Below are 26784 nucleotides of genomic sequence, written 5' to 3' on the forward strand. Positions count from 1 at the left end.
TTGCATTAAAATTAAGAAAAAAACGCTGCAAAGCATGCTGTTTTACATTAGCTTAACATTTACGGAGCGTAACCAAATAGTTTAATCATTTGAAAAACAGCATTTTATAAGACTTTCAACAACAAACACCTTGTTATCCACATTTTTCACCCCCTATGTGGAAAGGCTTTTAGGAAAGGCGTACATTTTTTTCTTCCGCGCAAGCCCTTGCCAACTAAGCCACTAGGTGATTTTTCCATGATCTCTTCCTTCAAAACTTTTCAACATCAGTTTTAAAACCGGCATTTTTTTGCCAACTTTGTAGTCCTCCGATAGTTAAGGGCACAGATCAAAAACATCGGTTAAATGCGACTTGGTTTTTTACTTTTTGTAAAAGCCGCCACCCTGCATTTTCAAAACCTAACTTGCTGATACTCTAGGCTTAACAGCCCAATTTTTTAATGCTTTTAAACCTGCAGAATGACAAAGGATCATGCTACAGTCTGGGGTAACTGTCTGCAAACGATTCGCAAGAATGTGAATCAGCAGAGCTTTAGGACCTGGTTCGACCCAATCAAGCCGGTACGGCTTGAAGATAATGCGTTGACAATTCAGGTACCGAACAAGTTTTTTTACGAGTGGCTCGAAGAGCACTACGTGAAGCTGCTGAAGACGACCATCCGCCGTGAACTTGGGCAAAATGGCCGGCTGGAATACCAAATTCTTACGAAGAGTGCAGTGGCAGCTGCTCCAAACGGAAAACCAAACTACAGTACAACAAACGGAACTCCAGGAAAGAAAAACGGAGGCAAGTCTGGCGCATTCGCTCCTGGCATGCTGGACAGCCAAACCATAAAAAACCCCTTCGTGATCCCGGGGATTCGCAAAATTAAGGTGGACCCCCAGCTTAACCCCAACTACCTTTTTGATAACTATATTGAAGGGGACTGTAACCGCCTTGCCCGTTCAGCAGGTGTAGCTATAGCGAAAAAACCTGGGGCGACCTCCTTCAACCCGCTGGTGATTTTCGGGGACGTGGGGCTGGGAAAAACACACCTCGCCCATGCCATAGGCAATGAGGTCCGACAAAGCTTTCCGGCAAAGACAGTATTATATGTGTCCAGCGAAAAGTTTACCAATCAGATTATTCAGTCTATCAAGAATAATGCGGTGAATGACTTCGTCAACTTCTATCAGTTGATTGACGTACTGATCGTGGACGATATTCAGTTCCTGGCAAATAAGCAGAAGACGCAGGAGATCTTTTTCCACATCTTCAACCAGCTGCACCAGAACGGCAAGCAGATCATCCTGACTTCCGACCGGGCACCAAAAGACCTGGACGGCATGGAGGAAAGGCTGATCTCCCGCTTCAAGTGGGGGTTGTCAGCAGACTTGCAGGCCCCTGATCTGGAGACACGCATTGCCATCCTTGAGGCCAAGATGAATCAGGAGGGCGTAGAGCTCCCGGCTGATGTGACTGAGTTTATTTGTTACAACATCCAAAACAACATCCGCGAGCTGGAAGGCGTATTGGTTTCTCTGATTGCCCAGTCTTCCCTCAACCGTCAGGAAGTAGATATTGAGCTGGCCAAACGGGTGATCCGCAATTTCGTCCGGCAGATCAATAAGGAGATTACCGTTGACTACATCCAAAACCTCGTGGCGGAGCACTTTAGCCTTCCGGTAGAGAAGCTGCAGGGCAAGACCCGCAAGCGGCAGGTTGTCATCGCCCGGCAATTGTCGATGTACCTGGCCAAGAACCTGACGGACAAATCACTCAAAGCCATTGGAGAGAACTTCGGGGGCCGTGACCACAGCACCGTCATTTATTCCTGCAAGACTGTATCTGACCTCATGGAGACCGACATGATCTTCAAGGACACGGTGTCGGAACTTGAAAAGAAGATCAAACTAAGCCTGCACGACCAATAAAAAACGATAGGCGGGAACGTTGAAAAAAGTTTTAGCGTTGTTCCCATTGTAAATCAGCAAAATAGAGGATGCCAGTCAAAAAAGTTAGAAAAAACACGCTGTAAGATTTGATTTTTTGACTGGCGTTCTTACCTTTGCAATCGCTCAGAAAAACACACGGAAACGTTGTTCGAAAGAGCCAAAAAAATTCAGGCAAAAGTGCTTGGATATTTCAAAAAAAGTCAAGTGATTTGGGGCTCAGAAAATGGCAGACGCCATTAACCCATTTCTAACTTACCAGCTCTGGCAGCTGGGTCAATTCAGGATTACCCGGTGACGTGGGTGAGTGGCTGAAACCACCAGTTTGCTAAACTGGCATACCTTCACGGGTATCGGGGGTTCGAATCCCCCCGTCACCGCTGGATTAAAATAGATCGGGGCGTAGCGCAGTCCGGTTAGCGCACCTGCTTTGGGAGCAGGGGGCCGCAGGTTCGAATCCTGCCGCCCCGACTTTAAAAGACCATCTCGTTTGAGGTGGTCTTTTTGTGTTTTGGCGTAGCAGAGTCCGCTTTAAATCACCAGTATACCTTTTCGAACACAACCCATTGGTTTCCAGTTTTATAAATAGAAATTTTCAAAAGAAAACCGATACTTATGAGAACCTTTGGAAACTTCAGAGGACTATTGCCAAACGACGATGACACGCGCTACTCCGACCAATTCCTAAACCGTCAGGCAAGACGGCGCATGGGGCGCCCGATCGATGACGAAGGCTTCACCGTGCCTTCCGTCAATATCCGAAATAAAGACGAAAAAGAATACCTGATCGAAATGGCGGCACCGGGCTTTGAAAAGTCTGACTTCGATATCACCGTGAGTAAAGGGAATCTGTATGTAGAGGCAGCTCATCACCACACGAGCCACAATGACACCTACACCCGCCGTGAACATAATTATTCCCGGCTCAGCCGCAGTTTTACCCTGCCGGAAACAGCTATAGAAGATAAAATTGATGCACGCTATCAAAATGGCATGCTGGAGATTGTTGTGCCGGTAAAGACCAATGCTGATGATGCCGGAACAATTAAGTCTATCGATATCCAATAGCGTGATTCAGATTGGCTACTTTTAGCTTGGAAAGCCTGTCCTTTGTTGAGGCAGGCTTTTTATTTTTTACAGCACAATTTGAATCCGGATAGCCCGGTCCGGTGTTTTTTATTTTTTGACAACCAGCGTTTTCGCCATCTTATCATGCCACCCCTGCCGGTTCTTATCAAACAGCACCCAAAGGAAGCCAAGGGCAAAAACCGAGATGGAGATAAGCTTACCAAAGTTGCGGATAAAAGATGCTTTAAGGCTAAGCCGCTGCCCGGTGTAGCCGCCAACGCTTAAGCCCAATGCCCGTTTCCCAAGGGTCCCTTGACTAGGTGAAGACTCCATAAAAGCGGCGTAGACCACATAGAGCAGAAAACTAATATTCCGAATCAAGGTCCGCTGAGACATGAAGGCCTTCCGGGCTTCGAGGTCATTGGGTGCACGCTCTAAATAGTTGTGCAGCAAGGCATCGAATCCGAAGAAAAAGTAAAAAATAGCAGCTACAATGAGTGTAATTGGCAATGCATCAATCAAGTAGGCCAGCAGTCGCTGCCCAAAGGAGGCTAGTGAAGCGTTCATAACTGAGGGATTTTGTTTTTCCACAAATTTAAGCTTTCGAATAAAAATAAACAATATTTGATTACACAAATCTATTTTGCAATCAAAAAGGTGTCACCCGGTTCCGGGTTTTATGTTGTGGTGCATTTCTATTTAGGCTCAGATGGCCCGAGCGAACATGAGCGTATGGTAGCGAGTTCAGAATAAAACCACCAATCAAATGAAAATCTATAATCAGCTCAGAAAGCTGAAGTTCATGCGTACGCTCTACAGTGGTACATTAGCCTCTGTGATTATCTTTCTGGGCACATACTTTACAGGTACGCTCGGTCCAACAGAGGCGAAGGTCAGTATACAAGAGATGAAGCCTTCCCTTCGGTTTATTTGCTCCAGTACGCTAACAGCAACTTCTACCATACTAGCCTTATTGCTGACTTTGCTGTCCTTCAGCAGCAGTACAGAGCGGAACATCAAAGCCGAGCACTTCGATCGCGTCAAATGGATTGCACGGTTATCCACCATTGCTTTTGCCGGGGCAATTTTCCTGCTCATGTTCCTCAATCTACCCCTGAAAAACAATGACATCCACCTCGAAGGTTTTTACCAAACCACCTATTATGCGCTACTGATTTATGGTGCCTTACTGGGCGGGCTGATGATTTCAGTTGTCCTGATGCTCTACCGGGCAGCCAAAGCCATTATTTTAATTTACCACCCTAACAGGGATGCTGACTTCCTGTTTGTCAGCCAACAACAACGTGAAACAGTGGAAGAAGAAAAAAAAGAGCAGGAAGAGCAAAAAAGCTAAGGTTCCGGCTCCGGGTGATATAACTGTCTCTTTCTGAAAACATACCAATCTCATACACTTACAACGCCCCTACTCCCTCCTGTTCTCAGCGGTAACAATCCTGTTTACGGTACATTCCTGGATTTATATTCTGTCATATCGAATATCATAGCTGCAATTTGCTAAGCACCACATTGGCTTGCCTAAACCTGCTGAATGGCAATAAATTATCTCTTTGACAAAAATGCAGGGAGGGGGATCTGCATCATGGTTATTTTTACGTAGATTTAGTCTGTTATTCAGAAATGGCTGCGTCTTGTTGTACTTCTCGAAGCGCCGATCAGACTCTTAGCTTCGCTTGATCGCTAACCCAAATACCTTCCCAGCCGGATTTCACAGCATAAGCATTAGGATTCATCCAGCCTGTAACTAACCTTTGACCCAAGTTGTATGCATAACAATAAATTTAAGCCCTGCGTCCTACTTTCCCTGCTGTTGGTATTTACTTTTGCTTTCAAATCAGTAGCTCAACAGACCCTGACTTTTACCGAGACACAGGTAAATGCGACTGTAGGTCTGGATAGGAAAGATTTTGGAGGGCCCTATAGCCAGGGTTATCATCATGATTTTAATTTGGGGAGTAGTATCAGTCCCTGCGAACGCATTGTATCCATTAGTGTAGATATTTCCATTCAAAGCTATACACCAAATATACCCCCTGGCTGCAGTCACTCCAATACCTTCTACAATACTTACTACGGTTGTGCGCCTTACAACGGTATGGGGGGCTCCTGCCCAACGAGCAACGTGATAGAAGAGTTGCCCTTTCCTCCTGCCGGCGCTCCCTACAGTCAAACATACGACAATGACTGCAATCCGAATACTTTCGATTTTGGAGGCAATTTTAGTGTTGATATTGTGCCGGTTTTCACCACCGGATGCACGAACGGGCAGGATGCTGTCAATCAAGGGTACGTCGCCTTGATGTATACCATAACAGTAACCATACAAACGGACCTGATCTCATGCACCGGCACAGGGTGTTTGGAAGGGACAACTACTGTTCAACCTTGTAACGATGGCGACCCCTGTACAGAGAATGATATGGAGACCATCCTGGATTGCGACGGAAGTACCTGTGTGCCTTGCATGGGTACGCCTATTGACTGCAGCACCGGGCCAACAACAACTTTGCCCTGCGATGATGGCGACCCCTGTACCACAGGCGAAACAGTGACCACCCTGGACTGCGACGGTACGGTCTGCGTCCCCTGTGGTGGAGGTGTGCCTATCGACTGCAGCACCGGGCCAACAACAACTTTGCCCTGCGATGATGGCGACCCCTGTACCACAGGCGAAACAGTGACCACCCTGGACTGCGACGGTACGGTCTGCGTCCCCTGTGGTGGAGGTGTGCCTATCGACTGCAGCACCGGGCCAACAACAACTTTGCCCTGCGATGATGGCGACCCCTGTACCACCGGCGAAACAGTGACCACCCTGGACTGCGACGGTACGGTCTGTGTCCCCTGTGGTGGAGGTGTGCCTATCGATTGCAGCATGGGTACCACCACTACCCTGCCCTGCGATGATGGCGACCCCTGTACCATAGGCGAAACAGTGACCACCCTGGACTGCGACGGTACGGTCTGCCTGCCCTGCGGCGGAGGTGTGCCTATCGATTGCAGCATGGGCACCACCACTACCCTGCCCTGCGATGATGGTGACCCCTGCACCATAGGCGAAACAGTGACCACCCTGGACTGCGACGGTACGGTCTGTGTCCCCTGCGGCGGAGGTGTGCCCGTTGATTGCAGTACTGGCACCACCACGACCCTGCCTTGCGATGATGGCGATCCCTGCACTGCTGGCGAAACCGAAACTATTCTGGATTGTGGCGGCACGGTCTGTGTGCCCTGTGGCGGAGGTGTGCCTGTTGATTGCAGTACAGGACCAACAACAACTTTGCCTTGTGATGACGGCGATCCCTGTACCACCGGCGAAACCACCACAGTCCTGGACTGTGATGGTTCCATCTGTATTCCCTGTGGTGGCGGAGTGCCGGCAGTTGAGGATTGTACAAATACGCTTGTTTTGCCCTGTGATGACGGTGACCCTTGTACCATTAATGATGTGGAAACCGTGGAATTTTGTGATTTTGGTGAGATTTGTGTGCCCTGTGCAGGGACGCCGCAGGATTGCAGTACTGGCACCACCACAGTGCAAGCATGCGACGATGGCGACCCGAATACCATTAATGACGTAGAGACCATCCTGGACTGCAACGGCAGTATCTGCGTGCCCTGTATGGGAACCGTTACCGACTGTAGCACAGCGCCCACGACTGTATAGGCTTGTGACGATGGCGACCCCTGTACCATCAACGATGAAGAAACGATACTAGATAGTGATGGCAGCGTTTGCGTACCCTGTGCGGGCGAAGCCGCCCCCTGCGGCACCGATGGCGGCTGCGAACAGGTACAGGCCTGCGACGACGGCGACCCGTGTACCATTAATGATGTAGAAACGATACTGCTGTCCGATGGCAGCATCTGTGTGCCCTGCGCAGGCGTTGTACAGGATTGCAGTACTGGCGCCACCACGGTGCAAGCGTGCGACGATGGCGACCCGAATACCATTAATGACGTAGAGACCATCCTGGACTGCAACGGCAGTATCTGCGTGCCCTGTATGGGAACCGCTACCGACTGTAGCACAGCGCCCACGACTGTACAGGCTTGTGACGATGGCGACCCCTGTACCATCAACGATGAAGAAACGATACTAGATAGTGATGGCAGCGTTTGCGTACCCTGTGCGGGCGAAGCCGCCCCCTGTGGCACCGATGGCAGCTGCGAACAGGTTCAGCCCTGTGACGACGGCGACCCGTGTACCATTAATGATGTGGAAACGATACTGCTGTCCGATGGCAGCATCTGTGTGCCCTGCGCAGGCGTTGTACAGGATTGCAGTACTGGCGCCACCACGGTGCAAGCGTGCGACGATGGCGACCCGAATACCATTAATGACGTAGAGACCATCCTGGACTGCAACGGCAGTATTTGCGTGCCATGCATGGGAACCGTTACCGACTGTAGTACAGCGCCCACGACTGTACAGGCTTGTGACGATGGCGACCCCTGTACCATCAACGATGAAGAAACGATACTAGATAGTGATGGCAGCATTTGCGTCCCCTGCGCGGGCGAAGCCGCCCCCTGTGGCACCGATGGCAGCTGCGAACAGGTACAGGCCTGCGATGACGGCGACCCTTGCACCATTAATGATGTGGAAACGATACTCCTGTCTGACGGCAGCATTTGCGTACCCTGCGCGGGCGAAGCCGCCCCCTGTGGCACCGATGGCAGCTGCGAACAGGTACAGGCTTGTGATGACGGTGACCCTTGCACCATTAATGATGTAGAAACGATACTCCTGTCTGACGGCAGCATTTGCGTACCCTGCGCGGGCGAAGCCGCCCCCTGCGGAACCGATGGCAGCTGCGAGCAGGTACAGGCTTGTGATGACGGCGACCCGTGCACCATTAATGATGTGGAAACCATACTCCTGTCTGACGGCAGCATTTGCGTACCCTGCGCGGGCGAAGCCGCCCCCTGCGGTACGGATGGCAGCTGCGAGCAGGTACAGGCTTGTGATGACGGCGACCCGTGCACCATTAATGATGTGGAAACCATACTCCTGTCTGACGGCAGCATTTGCGTACCCTGCGCGGGCGAAGCCGCCCCCTGCGGTACGGATGGCAGCTGCGAGCAAATTCAGGCCTGCGATGACGGCGACCCTTGCACCATTAATGATGTGGAAACGATACTACTCTCCGACGGCAGCATTTGCGTACCCTGCGCGGGCGAAGCCGCCCCCTGCGGCACCGATGGCAGCTGCGAGCAGGTACAGGCTTGTGATGACGGCGACCCTTGCACCATTAATGATGTGGAAACCATACTCCTGTCTGACGGCAGCATTTGCGTGCCTTGCGCGGGCGAAGCCGCCCCCTGTGGCACCGATGGCAGCTGCGAGCAGGTACAGGCTTGTGATGACGGCGACCCTTGCACCATTAATGATGTGGAAACGATACTCCTGTCTGATGGCAGCATTTGCGTGCCCTGCGCGGGCGAAGCCGCCCCCTGCGGCACCGATGGCAGCTGCGAGCAGGTACAGGCTTGTGATGACGGCGACCCTTGCACCATTAATGATGTAGAAACGATACTCCTGTCTGACGGCAGCATTTGCGTACCCTGCGCGGGCGAAGCCGCCCCCTGCGGAACCGATGGCAGCTGCGAGCAGGTACAGGCTTGTGATGACGGCGACCCTTGTACCATTAATGATGTGGAAACCATACTCCTGTCTGACGGCAGCATTTGCGTGCCCTGCGCGGGCGAAGCCGGCCCCTGCGGAACCGATGGCAGCTGCGAGCAGGTTCAGGCCTGCGACGATGGCGACCCTTGCACCATTAATGATGTGGAAACCATACTCCTGTCTGACGGCAGCATTTGCGTACCCTGCGCGGGCGAAGCCGCCCCCTGCGGAACCGATGGCAGTTGCGAACAGGTACAGGCCTGCGACGACGGCGACCCTTGCACCATTAATGATGTGGAAACCATACTCCTGTCTGACGGCAGCATTTGCGTGCCTTGCGCGGGCGAAGCCGCCCCCTGCGGCACCGATGGCAGCTGCGAGCAGGTTCAGGCCTGCGACGATGGCGACCCTTGCACCATTAATGATGTGGAAACGATACTACTCTCCGACGGCAGCATTTGCGTACCCTGCGCGGGCGAAGCCGCCCCCTGCGGTACGGATGGCATCTGCGAACAGGTACAGGCCTGCGACGACGGCGACCCTTGTACCATTAATGATGTGGAAACCATACTCCTGTTTGATGGCAGCATTTGCGTCCCCTGCGCAGGCGAAGCCGGCCCCTGCGGCACCGATGGCGGCTGCGAACAGGTACAGGCTTGTGATGACGGCGACCCTTGCACCATTAATGATGTGGAAACCATACTCCTGTCTGACGGCAGCATTTGCGTGCCTTGCGCGGGCGAAGCCGCCCCCTGCGGCACCGATGGCAGTTGCGAACAGGTACAGGCCTGCGACGACGGCGACCCTTGCACCATTAATGATGTGGAAACCATACTCCTGTCTGACGGTAGCATATGCGTACCCTGCGCGGGCGAAGCCGCCCCCTGCGGTACGGATGGCAGCTGCGAGCAGGTACAGGCCTGCGATGACGGCGACCCTTGCACCATTAATGATGTGGAAACGATACTACTGTCTGATGGCAGCATTTGCGTACCCTGCGCAGGCGAAGCCGCCCCCTGTGGTACGGATGGCAGCTGCGAGCAGGTACAGGCCTGCGATGACGGCGACCCTTGCACCATTAATGATGTGGAAACGATACTACTCTCCGACGGCAGCATTTGCGTACCCTGCGCGGGCGAAGCCGCCCCCTGCGGCACCGATGGCAGCTGCGAGCAGGTTCAGGCTTGTGATGACGGCGACCCTTGTACCATTAATGATGTGGAAACCATACTCCTGTCTGACGGCAGCATTTGCGTGCCTTGCGCGGGCGAAGCCGCCCCCTGCGGCACCGATGGCAGCTGCGAGCAGGTTCAGGCCTGCGACGATGGCGACCCTTGCACCATTAATGATGTGGAAACGATACTCCTGTCCGATGGCAGCGTCTGCGTGCCTTGCGCGGGCCAGCAACAAGATTGCGTTTCCGGGTCCACAACGACTCAGCCCTGTGACGATGGTGACCCCGATACCTTTAACGATGAAGTGACCACTCTAGACTGCGATGGCTCCATTTGCATACCTTGTGCAGGTATTCCATGTAATCTTGACTTGGAGCCAGCAGTCACTATTATTCATGAGAGTTGTTTTGGCGAAAACGACGGCAGCATTGTTGTAGACTCGATCATTGGCGGACAGGCTCCCTATCTTGTATCCTTGAACAATAGTGCATTCACGTCTAATCTGCAATTCGAAAATCTGGAGCCAGGGGTATACAATTTGATTGTCCAGGACGCTGAAGGCTGTGAAACAACAACTGAGGTCACTATTCTGGCTTCGGAATTGCTGTTTCTAGACCTAGATCCAGAAATCGAGGTGATTCTTGGAGATAGTGTCCAATTATCTTTCAATACCGACGCTGTCATTGACTCTGTATTTTGGAATCCTGATCCCAGCTTAAGCTGCACCGATTGCTTGTCTCCGTTTGCCAGCCCCGGTCAACAAATCGTTTACACTGTTACAGTCATTGATGAAAACGGCTGCGTACTCACCGGGCAGACTCAGGTTTTTGTAAACCGGACAGAAAGGCTTTATGTCCCTAATGTTTTTTCTCCGAATGATGATGGGGTAAATGATAGGTTTGTGATCTACGCGGGTGCTAATGTGAGCAGCATAATTAGTTTCCGGGTGTATGACCGATGGGGAGGAGCAATATTTTCCAGAGAGAATATTGCTCCCAACGATAGTCAGTTTGGCTGGGATGGCAACTACCGGGGGAAACCGGTGAGCCCCGGGGTATATCTTTATTCCCTGCAAATAGAGCTGAAAGACGGAAGTATATTGACAAAAAGTGGGGAAATCATTGTTTTAAAATAGTTTCTGCATTTTATTCTGTACTTTTAATCCTAATTGTATACATGCCTTTTTATTTGGCATTTCGAATTGTGATCATTCTAAGGGGGTTTCATCCTGCTTAATTTTATTACGACCTGTTCCTGATCCTCTTCTATTTCAGCCAGCCTGGTATGCAATTAATAACGACCTAATTTTTTAAAACAAATCGTGATCTTATGAAAACAACGAATACTTTATTCGTTAGTCCTAAAAAATGGTTTAGGCCACTAGCTACGGCGTGTTTGGCCTTATTCCTGTTTATGGGGCAAGCAGCTGCGCAACCAGACGAAGCTGCGCCTGATCCGTCCTGTGATCAGGAAGTGATTTCCTTATTTAGTGACGCCTACACGGATGTACCGGTTGATACCTGGCTGACACCATGGTCCTCAGCTACCGGTGGCGGTATAATTCCTATAGCCGGGAATGATACCCGTTTCTATCAGAACGTCGATTTTCTGGGAATCGAAATGTTTGGTACTCCTATTGACGCTACAGCAATGACTACTTTCAACGTTGATGTCTGGACGCCAAATATGACCGTTTTCAGAGTCAAGTTGGTCGAATTTGACGGGGCTACTTTTGTGACCGAAGGAGAAATAGCTTTAACTCCAACTCAATCGGGCTGGAATACCTTTTCTATTGCATTGGCTGACTTTGCCAATCCAGCACTGGTCACAAACCCGGCGTTTACCCTTACTAGCAGGTCCGGACTTTCGCAGCTTATTTTTTCTGGTTTGCCAACTGGTACCGGAGAATTTTACGTTGACAATATCTATTTCTCGGATTGTGCGCCACCACCACCCCCTCCATCTACGGAAGTAGAAGTTGAGTTTTGCATAGATCTGAATTGCTTCCCTGTTTCTGACGCAGTTGCGTTAGCGGGGTCTTTTAATAATTTCAATCCGGGTGCTGATTTCCTGATGCAGGATATGGGCAACCGTATATACTGTAAGACCTTGGAGTTAGATCCAGGTGCTTATGATTTCAAGTTCTTCTTTGCTCAGGAGCAGTTTGAAGACCTTAATGGAGCAGGCGCCTGTGTCGTGAGTTCTCCGGGAGCTCCCACTGATGGCCTCGCACGTAGAATTACTGTGGAAGAAGGGATGCCCCAATCTGTGACCTTCGGATGGGAGACCTGCGAAGACAATTGTCCGCCTCCACCAACTGCTGACATTGAATTCTGTCTTGACCTTTCTCCTTTCTCCGTAGTAGATGCACCAGCAGTAGCCGGTACTTTCAATGGGTTCAACCCGGGTGCTGATTTCCTCATGGAAGATATGGGAAATGGAATCTATTGCAAGACTGTGACCGTACCTGCCGGCGAACAGGACTTCAAGTTCTTCTTTGCTCAAGAGCAGTTTGAAGACCTTGATATCACAGAAGATTGTATCGAGAATTCGCCAACGGCTCCTAACGGTGGCCTTGCGCGTAGAATTACAGTAGTACAAGACGTACCTCAATCCCTGATTTATGGCTGGGAGACCTGTGCAGCGAGCAATCCCCCTGCACCTTCCTGCCCAGCGCCTGAAAACGTGACAGTGAGTTACAACTGCGATGGTGTCGTTGTCCTGGATTGGGATATAGACGACCCCTATAATCGGGTTCAAAACTACACCGTTGACATCGAGAATGGCAACCAGCCGGTTGTCGACTTTGTCAACATGACTTCCACTGAGCTGACTATTGTTGCAGGTACCCTGACACCAGGCACGACCTACAACTACGCAATTACTGCGAACTGTGCAGCTTCTAATGTTTCATCTGCAACTGGCCAAATCGATGGCGCGGACATTCAGGACCGCCAGCCAACGATTTCTATCACCAACGTGAACAACCCAGTTTGCCCGGGCGACGAGTTCTCCGGCAGCTTTGATGTTACGGTGAATGATGATGGTTGTAGCGCTTCCTACAATATCTCTGTAGGCGGGACCACTTTCTTCAACGTGCCAGCGGGCAATACCATAACCTTCGGTGGGCTGAACGCCGCAGTAGGTGGTACAGTCTACACTGTGAACCTCTCCTTGGCTTCAGCAGGCGGCTGCCAGTTTAACACAGACCAGACGGGCTGTGTTTCTTCTGTTTCAGCAACTCAGACGCTGACGCCATCCGACAGCCAGGCACCAGGTATAGACGTGACTGCAGCCGGTGGTGTTGACCTGGGCTCAGGCGCGACGCTTACGTACACTCCGCCAGAGGGCGAGTGCGGCGTACAGCTGCTTTGGTCTGTGTTCCCATTCGACAACTGCGGTGGGCCATCTGATATTGACTTCACAGCGAGTGTGACCAATAACAACCTTGGCGTATTCCCAACAGCTTCAGTAACTCAGGATGCAGTAGACGCGGCTTACGCTGTGAATATCTTCGCTGCAGTAGGCACGAACGTTGTTACGCTTAGCGCAACCGATGAGAATGGCAACAACACGACCCTGACTTTCACTATCGAAGTACTGGATGTGCGTATCCCTGAGATTTACGGCCCTGGCGACATGCAGGTTCAAATCCCGGCTTGCCAGGATGAAGGCGTGCCTGTAAACTGGACAGTATCTACAGTTGATGACTGTGATGTGCAGCCAGCACTGACTCAGACAGCTGGCCCATCTTCCGGCAGCACGCTGACAGTAGGTACTTACACGGTATCTTACACTTCTACTGACGATACAGGCAATACTGCTTCCTACAGCTTCGATATCGAAGTGACGCAGGCAGCAAGCCCGGCTCCAATTGTAGATGTATCCGGCAACGGCCAGTTCCACGTGCCAGCATGTGAGGACAACGTAGAAGTTGTATTCTCTGGCAACGTATATGACTGTGACCTGACAGTATTCAACTTCAATCCTGCAGACCTGACCGTTAGCGGTGCAGATGTAGCGATCAGCTACTTCCTGCCACAGGAAGACTACGTATACTTCGAGGCTACCGGCAACCTTGAGCCAGGTGATTACCTCATCGCAGTAAGCTACCAGGGCGTAACTGTAGACCACGCGGTTTCTGTTATCCAGGATGCGAACCAGCCTGCAACGATCACGATGCCCGGCAACCTTGCATTCCTTGAGCCGCTTTGCGCGGACGGAGCAGACCTGAGCTTCCAGGTACAGATCACAGACGACTGTGATGCAGACCTTAGCGGTGCTACCTTCACACTGAACGGCGGTGCTGCACCTGCAGTTGACGCAGCCGCTTCTGATGAGGCAAATGGCCTTTACGTATGGAACCTTGCTGGTATCCCAGCGGGCTCTTACACACTCGTAGGTACTTACACTGACGGCGCAGGCGCGACTTCAGAAGGCACTGCTACCTTTACGGTAACAGACCAGCCTGACAACGCTGCTCCGATCATCATCTACCCATCACAGAACATCAATATTGCACTGGACCCATGTCTTGTAGATGCAGTAGCTTCTCAGACTTTCCAGGTGACAGCGATCGACAACTGCGATGGAGACCTTGCCCCAACTGTATCTGTTTCTGCAGGTACAGGTTCTGTTACTGCAGTACCAGGCGGCTATGTATTCATGGGCGGCCCTGGCGTGCACACGATCACAATTACAGCGACTGATGCAGCTGGCAACAGCCGCACGGAGTCCTTCGCTATCAACGTAACTCAGGCGCCTGCACCACAGGAGAACCTGGCTTGCAACGATGACATCAACGTTACGCTTGACGACAACTGCTCACGCGTAATCACTGCGGATATGGTACTGGAAGGCAACTTCGGCTGCTTCGAGGAGTCTGACTTTGCGGTCAACATCGTAAACGACGACAACCCTGCGAACGGCAATATCCTGGACGGCCACGGCCAGTTCATCTATGAAATTGACTTTGCAACAACTGCTCAGCCTGTGGTTGGCTTTACTGGTGATTTTGCACCGGGTAACTGGAGCATCCTTCAGCAGAATAATGGTTCTGTATCCTTTGCTGCTAATGGCGCTTCTGTTGACTTTGACGGCCCTGATGGAATTGGCTGTTTCGGAACGGGTGCCGAGGCATCTATTGCCATTGCAATGCCTAATGATGGAAATGTCACTTTTGACTACGATTACACTAGCCTCGATCTATTCGGTTCTGGCTGGGATGCGTTCATCGCACTCGTTGATGCTAATGGCAATGTAACAGTCTTAGTAAATACGATCAACAGTGTTAATGCAGCGGGTACTGTAAACGTAGACGTTGCAGCTGGTGACGTACTGGCTATTGGAGTTGCATCTGTAGATTGTACCTTAGGCCCAGGCGTTGCAACAGTCGACAACTTCGTCTTCTCTCCATTGACACCAGACGTAGCAGGCTTCGAGCCATGCTGGGGCTTTGTTACCGGCGAAGACAAGACCGCACCGGTTATCGAGTGCCCGGACGACACAGACGTAGCGACTGTCAGTGTGCCTGTACAAACGATCGACGGCGAGCTGACAGCGTCTGACCCACAGATCGAGCTGGCGGACTACTCTTGCTTCCTCGACTACCTGTTCAACATCTTCGGCCCTATAACCACGCCACTGGCGGGCCCACAGTACTACGACCTGATCGAATTCCAGGTTAGTGAAGAGGATGTATATACAATTTACCTGACTGCGCCAGCCGGCTGGAACGGCGGAGCAGCGACAGCGGTATTCCAGGGCGGCTTCAACCCTGACAGCCCATGTGAGAATATCCTCACGGCGTCAACAGCGGACCTGAACAGCGCGAACCTCGGCCCTGTGGGCGGCGGTATCAACCCGACAATCCGTATGACGCTGCCACTGCGCCCATACGAGACTTACACTGTACTGGTATCTTCAGTAGATGCGGAGCAGGTAGGCCCTTACACGCACACGATCTTCAGCGACGGCAACGGCCTTGTAGGCTCATGGAACTTCACGCAGACGACACTGCCAGACTGGACGACCCAGTTTGACACGACGTTCTCTGCCCTGCCATCGACTACCGAGCAGCTGGTACTGCCATTGTTCTGCAATGACTTCGACCAGATCTACGGCGGCGACGCAGGTTCTGTAGCACAGGAGACCGCATTCATCAGCGGCACTTACCAGTGGGTAGGCGCGCCAAGTGCGACGGACAACTGCGACAACAACGTAGGCATCACAGCGACGGACAGCTTCACAGCTTCCGGCGACTGCGGCGACGTAGTAATCACGCGCTCCTTCACGGCTACTGACGACCAGGGCCTGACAGACGAGTGCCAGCAGCAGATCACTTTCCGCAAGCCAACGCTTGCTGACGTGACGAACCCGCCGATCACGGTAGTGGTAGAGTGCGACGAAGACTACCCAGCGCTGGCGAACGGCAACCCGGCTCCAGAGCTGACCGGCTATCCGTTCATCTTCACAGCGTTCGGCATCTTTGACATTGCTCCGAATTACTGCAACATCGGCGCTTCTTACGACGACCTGCCAACAGTAGACGAGTGCGAAGGCCGCTTCAAGTTCCGCCGTGAGTGGACCGTATTTGACTGGTGCGACCCAGGCAGCACAGTGATCATCGACCAGCTGATCAAAGTTGGCGACTACACAGCGCCAGAGGTGTCTTGCCCAGCAGGCACGCCAATCGCTTACTCTACAAGCCCATTCTCTTGCGGTGCGTCTTTCGAAGTGCCAATGCCAGGCGTGAGCGACAACTGCTCTAACGTAACGGTATACACTGAGATCGTGACGACAACAGAGGAAGAGGTGATCAACCAGTACGGCCTGCCAACCGGACAGTTTGTGATCGACACCGTAGTGGTGCGCACAATCCAGCCCGGCGCGAACCGTTTCGTATCCTCTATCCCATTCGGCGACCACTTCTTCCGCTATGTGGCAGAAGACGACTGTGGCAATGAGACGGAGCTGTACTGCCCATTCTCAGTGATCGACCAGATCGAGCCAGTGGCAGTATGCGACGACCAGCTGAACGTAAGCATCGGCGGCGGCAACATCGTGCCTGGCCAGCCAGCGCTAGCACGGGTGTTCGCATCTGACGTGGACGAAGGCTCATGGGACAACTGCGGTGATGTATCTATCGCGATCTTCCGCAACAACTTCAACCCGGTCACTTACACTTGCGGCACGCAGAACAGCGTAACCGGCGATTTCGTCGACTTCTTCTGCTGTGACGTAGGCGTTACATCTGATATCACACTGGTTGTGACCGACCAGTACGGCAACCAGAACTCCTGCTGGCTGAGCGTTACGCCAGAGGACAAGATCAACCCATTCTGTGACGCGCCAGACAACGTAGTTGTGGATTGCGACGATCTGCCATACGGCTTCGACGCATCTGACGCAGGCCAGCTGGAAGACCTGTTCGGCATGGCGACGGGCGCAGACAACTGCGGCGTAGCATCTGTACAGCAGGTAGCATCGAACGCTGACCTGGAGTGCGGCTACGGCTCCATCACTCGTATCTTCCGCGTCACTGACGTGAACGGCCTGAGCAGCACGAACAGCTGTGTGCAGGTGATCACGGTAAATGAGGTGCACAACTACGAGATCAAGTTCCCAAAAGACGCTGAGGCGGACTGTGGAGTAGCAGAACCAGATAGTGTAATCTACAACGAGCTTGGCTGCGACCTGCTTGCAGTGACAAGCAACGACGAGCAGTTCTCTGCATCCGGCGACGAGTGCTACAAGATCTTCCGTACGTGGAAGGTGATCAACTGGTGCCAGTATGACGGCGAGAGCGACCCCTACATCGTGGGCCGCGACGAAGACTGTAACGGCACGCCAGGTGATGAATGCATTTGGCTGCTTGCGCGCCCGAACGGCAAAATCTACTTCGATGAGGACACAGACGAGTCGCCTGACAACAACGTACCAGGCATCAACTTCTGTGGTACGTCAAACGACTACTACGACTTTGACTACGATGAGACTGGCTACTACCAGTACACTCAGATCATCAAGGTATACGACGACACCGCTCCTGAGATCAGCTTCACGCAGGCAGACGCATTCTGCTCACTGGACAACGTGAACTGTGATGCGAACGTGACTTATCCGTTCAGCATCGATGAGGACTGTACGCCAGACGACCTGACGATCAAGGTGTTCCTTGACCCATTCCTGAGCGGCGACCTTGTACAGCTGACAGGCGTGGTATCTGGCTCATACCCAGACTACACGATCACAGTGAACGGCCTGCCAATCGGCAGCCACGCGTTCGAAGTGCACGTACTGGACGGCTGTGGCAACTCAGACCTTGCGATCCTGCCATTCGACATCATCGACTGCAAGGCGCCAGCGCCATTCTGCCTGAACGGCATTGCGATCGAGCTGATGCCAGTAGACGAGGACGGCGACAACCTGCCGGACCCGGGCGCAGGCATGGCTGAGATCTGGGCGAGCGACTTTGTCGACTTCTCCACTCAGGCGGGCGACTGCTCTGAGCCGATCAAGTACTCTATCAACCGCGTAGGCGAGCCTAACGACCCTGACCAGACCGGCCTTGTGCTGACTTGCGACGACGAAGGCACGCTGGTGATCGAGATCTGGGCGTACGACGCAGCTGGCAACAGCGACTTCTGCGAGACTTACATCCTGGTACAGGACAACATGGGCGTATGCGGTGCAGCAGCACCAATGGCAGCCGGTGCAGTCAATACCGAGGACAACGAGCCGGTAGAAGATGTACAGGTCAGCCTTTCCGGCCAGGCTTCTACAGCGATGACGACTCAGAACGACGGCGCTTACGTATTCACGAACCTGACATCAGGCCTTGACTACACGATCACGCCACAGCGCGACGGCGACTACCTCAACGGTGTGTCTACGTTCGACCTGGTACTGATCAGCAAGCACATCCTGGGCGTTGGCCCGCTGAGCACGCCATACCAGCGTATCGCAGCGGACGTTAACAACTCTGGCTCTATCACTACTCTGGACCTGATCCAGCTGCGCAAGCTGATCCTGTCTATCGATACAGAGTTCGCTAACAACACCAGCTGGCGCTTTGTGGAGACGGCTTACGTCTTCCCAGACCCATCTAACCCATGGGCAGAGCAGTTCCCTGAAGTGATCAACATCAACGACCTGCCTGCGACAAGCATCATGGATGCGGACTTCGTAGCCGTGAAGATTGGTGATGTGAACGGTGATGCGGCAGCAAACAGCTTTGCAGTAGTTGACGAGCGCAGCTACGAAGGCACTTTTGCACTGCAGACAGACGAGCAGGAGCTGAAGGCGGGCAATGAGTACCGCGTAAGCTTCACAGCTGCTGAGCTGGCACGCATCGAGGGCTACCAGGCGACGCTGACGCTGAGCAACGGCGTAGAGCTGGTAGACATCGTAAGCGGTGTAGCTACTGAAGACAACTTCGGCCTGTCTTACCTGGGCGAAGGCATGATCACGACAAGCTGGCACTGGGCGTCCGGAGCTTCAGCGAAGGCGCCAACGGGCATTGAGCTGTTCACACTGGTATTGCGCGCCAACAGCGACGTGATGCTGAGCGAAGTACTGGGCGTAAGCTCAGCAGTTACGAAGGCAGAAGCTTACGGCAAAGACGGCAGCTTCCAGGACGTAGCGATCGAGTTTGGCTCCGCCTCCGCTACAGCTTCGGCGGACAGGTTCGAGCTGTACCAGAACCAGCCGAACCCATTCAAGGGCGAGACTGTGATCGGCTTCAACCTGCCAGAGGCAGCACAGGTGACGATCACCATCAGCGACGTAACCGGCAAGGTACTGAAACTGTACCGCCAGGATGGCTCTAAAGGCTACAACCACATCACGGTTAAGTCTTCTGAGCTGGCGGCGACAGGCGTAGTATCTTACACTGTTGAAACTGGTGACTACACAGCAACGAAGAAGATGGTAATCATTAAGTAACCATCTCTTTGAGATATAGCCCGGCGGGCGCTGCTTAGGCGGCGCCCGCAGTGGGCAGACCGGGAGGCCGGGCATCCGAAAGGGCGCCCGGCCTTTCTGGTTTTATTCTACGCTTCTACACTATTACCCTCAAGAGAAATAACCCTTGATTGTTATCATGAAGCGGAGAAGCTATGTGACTTCGCCAGGATGACCTTCAGATCAAGTGCTGTTAAAGGGCAATGGGGATAGCATCCGCCAAATCGTTAATAAGCAAATCGGGCACTCTGGGGTGCTTAAGTCACAATTGGGTTTGCGCCTAATAGAAAAGGCCATCTCAAACGAGATGGCCTCATGTAGTCTACACTTTTTATAAGGTCAATAAACACGCTCTCTTAAATAGGTAGTAGCGTCCTTAGATTTTACAAAGATTAATAAAGAGTTCCTGCGCACTAATTCAATTCATCCAAATCAGCAGGATTGAATTCATGTTAGTGGAAGCTCCCCTTTTACCAGCAAACAATGGCTTAAAGGTGATTTACTCTTTAATAAATTTCTGAGTGGTTGTTCCATTGGAACTAAATGCTCTGAATAAATAGATACCATTAGGTAGATCAGAGATATCGATTGTTGGATTTTCGATGCTTCTCTTAGATGCCACTAATTTCCCGGTTGCAGAGTATACCTCATAACTTTCTATCCTGCTCGGCGAGTCAACTGTAATAGCATCAGTGGCCGGGTTAGGAAAAAGCCGAACTTCAATCTTTTCCAGATCTTTAGTACTGCTAGGCATTGCAAGATCTCCGTATACACTATCAAAGTATATGATATTATCAGACTCCCTGTCACCGAAGTCCGGAAAAATTACAATTTGATCATAGGTCATATTCTCATGATCCACAGTGGAAAAATCAAAGGTGAGTTGTTCCCATTCATTAACCTTAGTGTTAGCCACTTTAAGTTCACCTTTAGACCACCCCGTTTCAGTTACCAGTTTGATGCCTACGTCACTAATCACAGGCTTCCAGACCATGATCCGGATGATCGAATTGGACTCTTCGATGTTGAAAGTGCCAATCCCTGCTCCGTGCATAGTCTCGCAGCCAGCAAAGGGCTGGCCTTCCTGCAGGGCTGTAAATTTGGCAACGGTTGAGGATGTATTGATACCTGAAGGGTCCGGGTTAGGTATAATCTCGAGCGCCGGTGGGTTTTCACCATTCTCAAAAGTGGTCCATGTCCAATCCGCTCCATTACCGTTTTCTTCAAAATCGATCGGGATGTTCTGAGCAGTAATTAAAGCAAAGGAAAAAATGGCTGGAATAAGCGTTAATACTATTTTCATAATTGTCTTTATAGTAAGAAGATATTTGAACTTATTCTCTTGACCTTTGATCTTAGCTTTAATAGTATAGATTTAGCTTTATCTCATCCGTACTCTCAATGCACGCACTCTAAAAAGCGCTTCGCCATACCCTATAATGTCTTGATCTCGTCTGTAAGACAACAGTTTAAGTAGCTTCTAAGTAAGTAATAACTAAAGGTACTTAAAATAATACCAGTAACGTCTTTTTTCTGCTAGTTACCGGCCGGGTTAACCAGGAGTTTCTTACAAGAGCCTAATTTTGCTGATTTATGGTGCTTTGATTGGCGGCCTGATGATATCCCTTGTTTTGATGTGCAACCTGCGCAGCAAATGCAATTATCTACACATCTGAGCAAGAGACGTTCGTCAGCTAACAGCAACTGAAAGCGGCGGGAGAAGAAAAGAAATGACAGGAGTAGCGCAAAATATTAGTAACTACTTCAAAACGCAAACTGACGGAATCATTGGTACAGACATCCTTTTTAACTTTGTCACCGAGACCAATAACGATGCCGGTGAGCTTCGGCTCTACCCTTTCAACACCTGGAAGCCCGGGAAAAGCGCCACGGCTAACGACATCATTGGTTTGGAAGCCAGGCACTTTGGTATCCTGGTGGAGGTCATTACCAAACGAAATACCACGCCTGTTTCAGATAAATACTGGGGCAGACAACGCCCTAACCATACTTTTGCAACTGAGAAAACTTCAGTGTTTTAGTGCTTTAAAGAATAATAAAAGCAGCAGGATATCTAGAGAATGTATTCTATTGAGGCAGGAAAGTCACTACCGGGCATAAGAAAAGCCCTGAGGGTGGTTACTCAGGGCTTTTCAAAAAAGAATATATCATACGGTGAGGCAAAGCCTCAATCGATTAATATCTTCCTCCACGGTTGTAGCCACCGCCGCCACCGCCGCGGTTATAACCACCACCGCCACCGCCGCGACGGTTTTCGCGTGGTTCAGCTTCTTTAACAACAATGGTACGACCATCCAGCTCCTGATCGTTCAGTTGGCGGATTGCTTCACGGGCTTCATCGTCATTTGGCATTTCTACAAAACCAAAGCCTTTAGAACGGCCTGTGTCGCGGTCCATGATGATCTTGGCAGAATCGACAGCGCCGAATTCTTCGAATGCGTACTGCAGGTCAGACTCCTGCGTGTCGTAGTTGAGCTTAGCAACAAAAATATTCATAAAACAAAATTGGTACTGTGACTGGCACAGCAAACTAAAAATAAGGTGAAAAATGAAAAAAACTAAGGAAAGAATAAAGTAGAGAGGAAGAATACCTGAACACTAGATCTGTTTCTTAATTAATTCCAACGCAAAGGTGCAATATATTTTGTTAAGATGCTTGTTTTTTTTAAAAAATATTTCAGAAAACTGCTTGATTTTCCCAGAATAGCCGCCTTCCATGTGTGGATTATCGTTTTTTGGGCATAAGAAAAGCTCTAGCAGCCTTGTCGGAGAGGCGCTCAATGGTCTGCGAACGGCAAATATTATTCTGCACTTCGTTGCTCATCAGTCACGTAGCTCAGGCTATGTTCCTTCTTCGCGCCTTGTTCAGAACAATATTTGCTCGCTCTCGCCGCATCAGCACATCTCCGACAGGCTGCTAGGGACTGAATACATCATGTTCTAAAGACTATGTTTGGAGCGGGTTCGGCTTCTTTGGCACCTATTCAATCTCCACCATTCCCGGCTCAAACAAATCCTCATCAATTGTGGCGTAGGGCGTTGCTTCTTCCTGTCCGCCGGTGCCTCTGCTGCGCACGGTTTCCCCTATTGCCAGCGCACCGCTTTGCTGATCCATTTCCAAAAGCAGGCAGGAAAAGGCGAAAGTCAGGAATTCCTCTCCTTCAAAAGTGATAGACTTCCCGCTTTGAGTGTTGACTTTTACTTTGGCATCGACATCAGCCAGGTAGGGCTGCAGCTCGGGCAGGGATGCATCAAACTCGTTGTCGTTGGTCTTCTCTATATTAATGGTGAAGCTTTTGCTGACAATGGCATCAGAAACCAGCAACATGCGGTAAGGGTCCCCGCCTTTGAAAACCCCTAGTGAGCCATGCCCAAGGTCGATGTTCCGGCCCCGGAGCACACTGCCTAGTTGTGCGGGGTCAATAAACCGGCGCTTACAGTTTGTGAAGCTAAAGCTGATCTCTTTTACCCCTTTCAGACTGGCACCAATAGGCGCAGGCGACATACCAAACCCGGAAAGAAACCCTTCCAGGATTTTCAATCCAAAATTGAGGCTGATGGACTTCGAACGGTCCAAAGCAGCATTCGCCATCGCGGATTCCCGGATTTCGATTTCAATAGGCTGCCCATCCTCCAGCAGGTACTGCAATTCACCACGGTAGTCCATCTTGCTGCCTTTCTGCCCCATCACAACCATCGGCTGCATACGGGTTTCAGGAACTCGAAGGGGGAAAGCATTAAAGGTCTCCCGCAGGAGGTCGGTGATATCATTTTTGCAAATTCTGAAAAAGCCCATGGTTTAGTTTTTTTACAAAAGTTGATCGATTACCGCGCTAAAGCGCAATGCCACATTCTGATAGCCTTCCTGGTCCGGGTGGATTTCATCGGCCCACTGATAGGGCTTCACTGCCCCGCGGAGGTCCACGTGCGTGACTTGTTCAAAAGCACTCCCAACTTCCATCAGCCGCTCATTGAAGGTGTCAATGAGATAGCGGACGATAGCCTGCCTGTCTTCCGGCGCGGTGATGCCTTGTGCCGTCATTGGCTTGCCCAGCCAGCTCATCCCTTCTTCATTCACGCCTTTTGGAATGACGTAGTCGTACCCGTGGGTAATAATACGGACATCCGGTTGTTCTGCTTTCAACCGCTGAAAGACTTGCCGATAAAGCGCCATTATGGCATCGAGCTCATCCTTCAGGCGTTGGTTCAGAAAGCGATCCGGTTGCTCACCAGGGGGAGCCGTGGCTACTTCTGCGAAAGGTAGCAAAAAGTCCTTAAACTGATCGCCCAGAATATCATTGCCTCCCCCGCTGATGAGGAAAAAACCGGGTGCTCTTGGCTTTTCTCCCAATATCTCTGCCACCTCTTTCACAATTTCCTGCAGGTCTGTGAAGGCATCCAGGTACTCACCTGACATCAGATAGTTTCGCATTTCATCACCGGCAGCTCCCCGGCTGTAGATATTGTAGCTCAGGCTCAGGTGGTCGATAATCTCCATAATGGCTGGGTGCTGAAACCAGGAATCTCCTTCAGAAACCATAAGGGGGCGGTGGTAATATTTCCGGAGCCTACGCTTGAAATTACGGCTGCGCTGATGCCGCGCCCAGGTATTAGCGGCGCCCAACAGGGTATTCCAAAACAGGCTCTTGCTGCGTGTACGTTCCTGGTCGGCGGTGATGAGCTGTATTTCCGGTTTTAGCACCAGCTTGGATGCCAGGGCATCAGTATCCAGGTAGAGCCCGGCTGCCAGCGGAGCGCGCTCTGGATCTGCCAGCCAGGATTTCAGGGCTTCTTCTTTTACGGTATTATAATTGGGGTTCTGCAAGCGTATCCCGACGAGCTGAGTCGTCCAGTCTTTCACAGGTTCCCCACCGAGGTCTGGCATCATCCGGCTGCGGGGCACGATCAGGTGATCATAGGCAATCTCGGATTCCGTACTTATAATCAGCTTAAACCAGCCTTGTCCGTAGGGACGGTTCTGAAACTGTTCTTCCTCCCCTATCGTGTAAGGGATGACACCGCCTCTGTGCCCGAACAGCCATATGCTTTGGCCAGGCTCCAGGCGGGTGACCGGTTGTTCCATTAGCCCTGGAGTGTATTTCCGGTCTACCGAGAGGTTGCTCTTGCATTGGTCGCTTAGGACGAGCAGGCAGAAGTATAGGGGACGGTCAAATTGATTCGTTAGTTTGACTTTAATCCGGGCTTGTAGCTTGCCGTTGCCTTGATTTTCTTCAAACGTATCAATGGTAAAGTCTTCTCCTTTAGCTTGTACAACAGACCAACCACCGGCTCTTTCCTGAAGGACCTCCACTCCGATTGGAGGCCGGTCCAGCACTTTAAGCTTTGGATTGTGGAGGCTGTATGCAAAGGTCCAGCGGGCAGTCATTTGTACCTGCCCAATCAGCTTCTCCAGGATAACGTCTTCTTCAATTGAATCAAAAGAGAAAACCTCCCCAAATACCGGACGGTAGGGGTCAAACTTACGGGTAATGTAAGCCAGGCCGTCCCGGAAATGCACCACAAAGTCGGCATTAACCTCAGATGAAGTGACGAGAACCGGGTCAGGCAGTGCTTTAAGGGCAGTAATGGCCCGCTTACGCAGCTGCTTTTCTCCCATAGTGTCTTCCACAAAAATATGGATAGGATAGTTTTGCATAGACGCCACTGACACTTGGTAGCTATTCTTTTTGTCCAGCACACTACGCTGCTCAAAATCGATATTCAGCGTGCTGCTCACGTCCATTGCTTCCCCGATTTTACAGTCCACCACAGCGCCATCCTTCAGAAAAAGCTGGGCTTCTGCTCCGTCTGTCAAACCATGCATCAGGCCCATATTAAGAAGCCAGCCTTCTGTAGTGCTGTAGTTGGCCCGGCCATAGCGTTTCCCTTCAGGGTCTGTTTCCTGGTTCAGAAATCCCCGGTAGGCCAGGTCCATGCCGGCACCCAATGTCAGTATCTGAGGGTTTTGCGCATGCTTGAAACGGATGTAGTTGGACAACAGCTGATGAAGTGTACTATAATCGATAGCCCCACCTGTTTGTTCCAGCACCTGGATCAGATAAGAAGTAAAAACCCCACGCCCTCCAATTTCAAGAGCCGCCTGATCGTCCTTCGCAGCAGCCAGTTGTACCATCGGCGGGCTGGGCAGCAGTTCACTCAATCCGGGGCCTGACAACTGATCCGGCCGGTAAGTATCCGCAAACAAAAAATCGCCCCACTCCCGCTGTGGAAATACATGCGTAAAGCGCCGCTCCCGAACGTCCTCCGCGTCCAACCCGAGCGAACGTACATTATCTCCAGAATGGCAACAGTCAAAAATGGTTAGCAAGTGAGGCGAGTCCGCTCCGGACCGGTAAAAAGCCTGATTAAGCAGGTAGCGTAGTTCCTTGTCCGCCATCAGAGATAAGGGTGCTCCGGGAGGCGCGTAGCAGGCTATGGACTCCAGGCAGCCATCCCGCTCCTCGGTCCAGATAGAAGCATCGGCTTTTTCCTGAGCGCCATGCCCGGAAAAGTAGAGCAGGGCAACATCGTCTGGCCCTGCCTGGCTTAAATGATTGAGAATGCCATCAGCTATAGCAGCTTTGGTGGCGGCTTTATCAAATAAGACCTTTAGGCTTCCATCAGTATCGAGACGAGGGTTGCTTTCGAGGTAGGACTGAAGTGCCAGGGCGTCCGGCACACAACCGGATAGCGGGCTGGTCGGATAGTCGTTAATACCGATCAGTAGCGCCCACAGCTTTGTAGTGTTTGCCATTAATTTTAGGGTTTTAAGGGGTTTCTCTATCCAAAAATGTCATTTTTTTTTGATATGGCGAAAAAATCCCTGCTGTAATCACAGCACAAAAAACACTACTGCCTGTTTCTTGTTTCTCATTTGCGCTACCTCTTTGGGTAGTATACCGTTGAAAGAGAGCCATCCGGCCAGGTAACAGATTCCCCATGGCAGGTTGACCGGAATAGCGCACAATCCTTTACCTT

The 26784-nt window shown here is 51.4% G+C and carries 13 protein-coding genes and 2 tRNA genes; 9 read left to right on the top strand and 6 right to left on the bottom strand.

Going from position 1 to position 26784, the window contains the following annotated elements; genetic code table 11:
- The first annotated feature begins 459 nt into the window (after positions 1-459).
- The 4 genes from dnaA (at position 460) to ACO08I_RS02460 (ending at position 3000) form a co-directional block, all read left to right on the top strand.
- A complete protein-coding gene (gene dnaA / locus ACO08I_RS02445; RefSeq protein ID WP_044226721.1) occupies positions 460-1914 on the top strand; it encodes a chromosomal replication initiator protein DnaA in 1455 nt (484 codons plus the stop codon).
- 311 nt (positions 1915-2225) lie between these two features.
- Positions 2226-2312: transfer RNA gene (locus ACO08I_RS02450), tRNA-Ser, on the top strand.
- A 16-nt stretch (positions 2313-2328) separates the two neighbouring features.
- Positions 2329-2403 (top strand) — tRNA-Pro (locus tag ACO08I_RS02455).
- A gap of 144 nt (positions 2404-2547) precedes the next feature.
- Positions 2548-3000, top strand: a complete 453-nt coding sequence (locus ACO08I_RS02460) for an Hsp20/alpha crystallin family protein (protein ID WP_282775262.1) — start codon at positions 2548-2550, stop codon at positions 2998-3000.
- Between the two features lie 108 nt (positions 3001-3108).
- On the opposite strand, the gene ACO08I_RS02465 is transcribed toward ACO08I_RS02460, so the two are convergent.
- Positions 3109-3567 carry an RDD family protein gene (locus ACO08I_RS02465; RefSeq protein ID WP_152605211.1) on the bottom strand — a complete coding sequence of 153 codons (459 nt, stop codon included), beginning with the start codon at positions 3565-3567 and terminating at the stop codon, positions 3109-3111.
- Between the two features lie 199 nt (positions 3568-3766).
- Between ACO08I_RS02465 and ACO08I_RS02470 the strand changes: the two genes are divergently transcribed.
- A complete protein-coding gene (locus tag ACO08I_RS02470) occupies positions 3767-4354 on the top strand; it encodes a hypothetical protein (RefSeq protein ID WP_421948369.1) in 588 nt (195 codons plus the stop codon).
- 429 nt (positions 4355-4783) lie between these two features.
- Positions 4784-6685, top strand: coding sequence for a hypothetical protein (locus tag ACO08I_RS02475; protein ID WP_421948370.1), 1902 nt, complete (start codon positions 4784-4786; stop codon positions 6683-6685).
- Between the two features lie 48 nt (positions 6686-6733).
- On the opposite strand, the gene ACO08I_RS02480 is transcribed toward ACO08I_RS02475, so the two are convergent.
- Positions 6734-6943 carry a hypothetical protein gene (locus ACO08I_RS02480; protein WP_421948371.1) on the bottom strand — a complete coding sequence of 70 codons (210 nt, stop codon included), beginning with the start codon at positions 6941-6943 and terminating at the stop codon, positions 6734-6736.
- On the opposite strand from ACO08I_RS02480, the gene ACO08I_RS02485 reads away from it, so the two are divergent.
- Positions 6938-10957, top strand: a complete 4020-nt coding sequence (locus ACO08I_RS02485; RefSeq protein WP_421948372.1) for a gliding motility-associated C-terminal domain-containing protein — start codon at positions 6938-6940, stop codon at positions 10955-10957. The two genes, ACO08I_RS02480 and ACO08I_RS02485, sit on opposite strands and share 6 nt — an antisense overlap.
- 194 nt (positions 10958-11151) lie before the next feature.
- On the top strand, positions 11152-19767 hold the full coding sequence (locus ACO08I_RS02490; RefSeq protein WP_421948373.1) for an HYR domain-containing protein: 8616 nt from the start codon (positions 11152-11154) through the stop codon (positions 19765-19767).
- A gap of 517 nt (positions 19768-20284) precedes the next feature.
- On the opposite strand, the gene ACO08I_RS02495 is transcribed toward ACO08I_RS02490, so the two are convergent.
- Positions 20285-21088 (bottom strand): T9SS type A sorting domain-containing protein, encoded by an 804-nt coding sequence (locus ACO08I_RS02495; protein ID WP_282779568.1) that lies wholly within the window; start codon positions 21086-21088, stop codon positions 20285-20287.
- Between the two features lie 427 nt (positions 21089-21515).
- On the opposite strand from ACO08I_RS02495, the gene ACO08I_RS02500 reads away from it, so the two are divergent.
- Positions 21516-21827, top strand: coding sequence for a hypothetical protein (locus tag ACO08I_RS02500; RefSeq protein ID WP_421948374.1), 312 nt, complete (start codon positions 21516-21518; stop codon positions 21825-21827).
- Between the two features lie 154 nt (positions 21828-21981).
- On the opposite strand, the gene ACO08I_RS02505 is transcribed toward ACO08I_RS02500, so the two are convergent.
- The 3 genes from ACO08I_RS02505 to ACO08I_RS02515 all read right to left on the bottom strand — a co-directional run bounded on the left by ACO08I_RS02505 (position 21982) and on the right by ACO08I_RS02515 (position 26560).
- Positions 21982-22302, bottom strand: a complete 321-nt coding sequence (locus tag ACO08I_RS02505; protein ID WP_282779571.1) for an RNA recognition motif domain-containing protein — start codon at positions 22300-22302, stop codon at positions 21982-21984.
- A 484-nt stretch (positions 22303-22786) separates the two neighbouring features.
- Positions 22787-23602: a hypothetical protein gene (locus tag ACO08I_RS02510; protein WP_282779572.1), complete on the bottom strand. Its 816-nt coding sequence runs from the start codon at positions 23600-23602 to the stop codon at positions 22787-22789.
- A gap of 12 nt (positions 23603-23614) precedes the next feature.
- Positions 23615-26560 (bottom strand): caspase family protein, encoded by a 2946-nt coding sequence (locus ACO08I_RS02515; RefSeq protein WP_282779574.1) that lies wholly within the window; start codon positions 26558-26560, stop codon positions 23615-23617.
- Positions 26561-26784 lie beyond the last annotated feature (224 nt).

Source organism: Phaeodactylibacter xiamenensis, assembly GCF_965229835.1.
Classification (GTDB): domain Bacteria; phylum Bacteroidota; class Bacteroidia; order Chitinophagales; family Saprospiraceae; genus Phaeodactylibacter; species Phaeodactylibacter xiamenensis.

Excerpts from the sequence above, each read along its gene's own strand:
- ACO08I_RS02460 (WP_282775262.1), top strand. The coding sequence starts at position 2,548 with ATGAGAACCTTTGGAAACTTCAGAGGACTATTGCCAAACGACGATGAC.
- ACO08I_RS02510 (WP_282779572.1), bottom strand. The coding sequence starts at position 23,602 with ATGGGCTTTTTCAGAATTTGCAAAAATGATATCACCGACCTCCTGCGG.
- ACO08I_RS02465 (WP_152605211.1), bottom strand. The coding sequence starts at position 3,567 with ATGAACGCTTCACTAGCCTCCTTTGGGCAGCGACTGCTGGCCTACTTG.
- ACO08I_RS02470 (WP_421948369.1), top strand. The coding sequence starts at position 3,767 with ATGAAAATCTATAATCAGCTCAGAAAGCTGAAGTTCATGCGTACGCTC.
- ACO08I_RS02475 (WP_421948370.1), top strand. The coding sequence starts at position 4,784 with ATGCATAACAATAAATTTAAGCCCTGCGTCCTACTTTCCCTGCTGTTG.
- ACO08I_RS02490 (WP_421948373.1), top strand. The coding sequence starts at position 11,152 with ATGAAAACAACGAATACTTTATTCGTTAGTCCTAAAAAATGGTTTAGG.
- ACO08I_RS02500 (WP_421948374.1), top strand. The coding sequence starts at position 21,516 with ATGACAGGAGTAGCGCAAAATATTAGTAACTACTTCAAAACGCAAACT.
- ACO08I_RS02505 (WP_282779571.1), bottom strand. The coding sequence starts at position 22,302 with ATGAATATTTTTGTTGCTAAGCTCAACTACGACACGCAGGAGTCTGAC.
- ACO08I_RS02495 (WP_282779568.1), bottom strand. The coding sequence starts at position 21,088 with ATGAAAATAGTATTAACGCTTATTCCAGCCATTTTTTCCTTTGCTTTA.
- dnaA (WP_044226721.1), top strand. The coding sequence starts at position 460 with ATGACAAAGGATCATGCTACAGTCTGGGGTAACTGTCTGCAAACGATT.
- ACO08I_RS02515 (WP_282779574.1), bottom strand. The coding sequence starts at position 26,560 with ATGGCAAACACTACAAAGCTGTGGGCGCTACTGATCGGTATTAACGAC.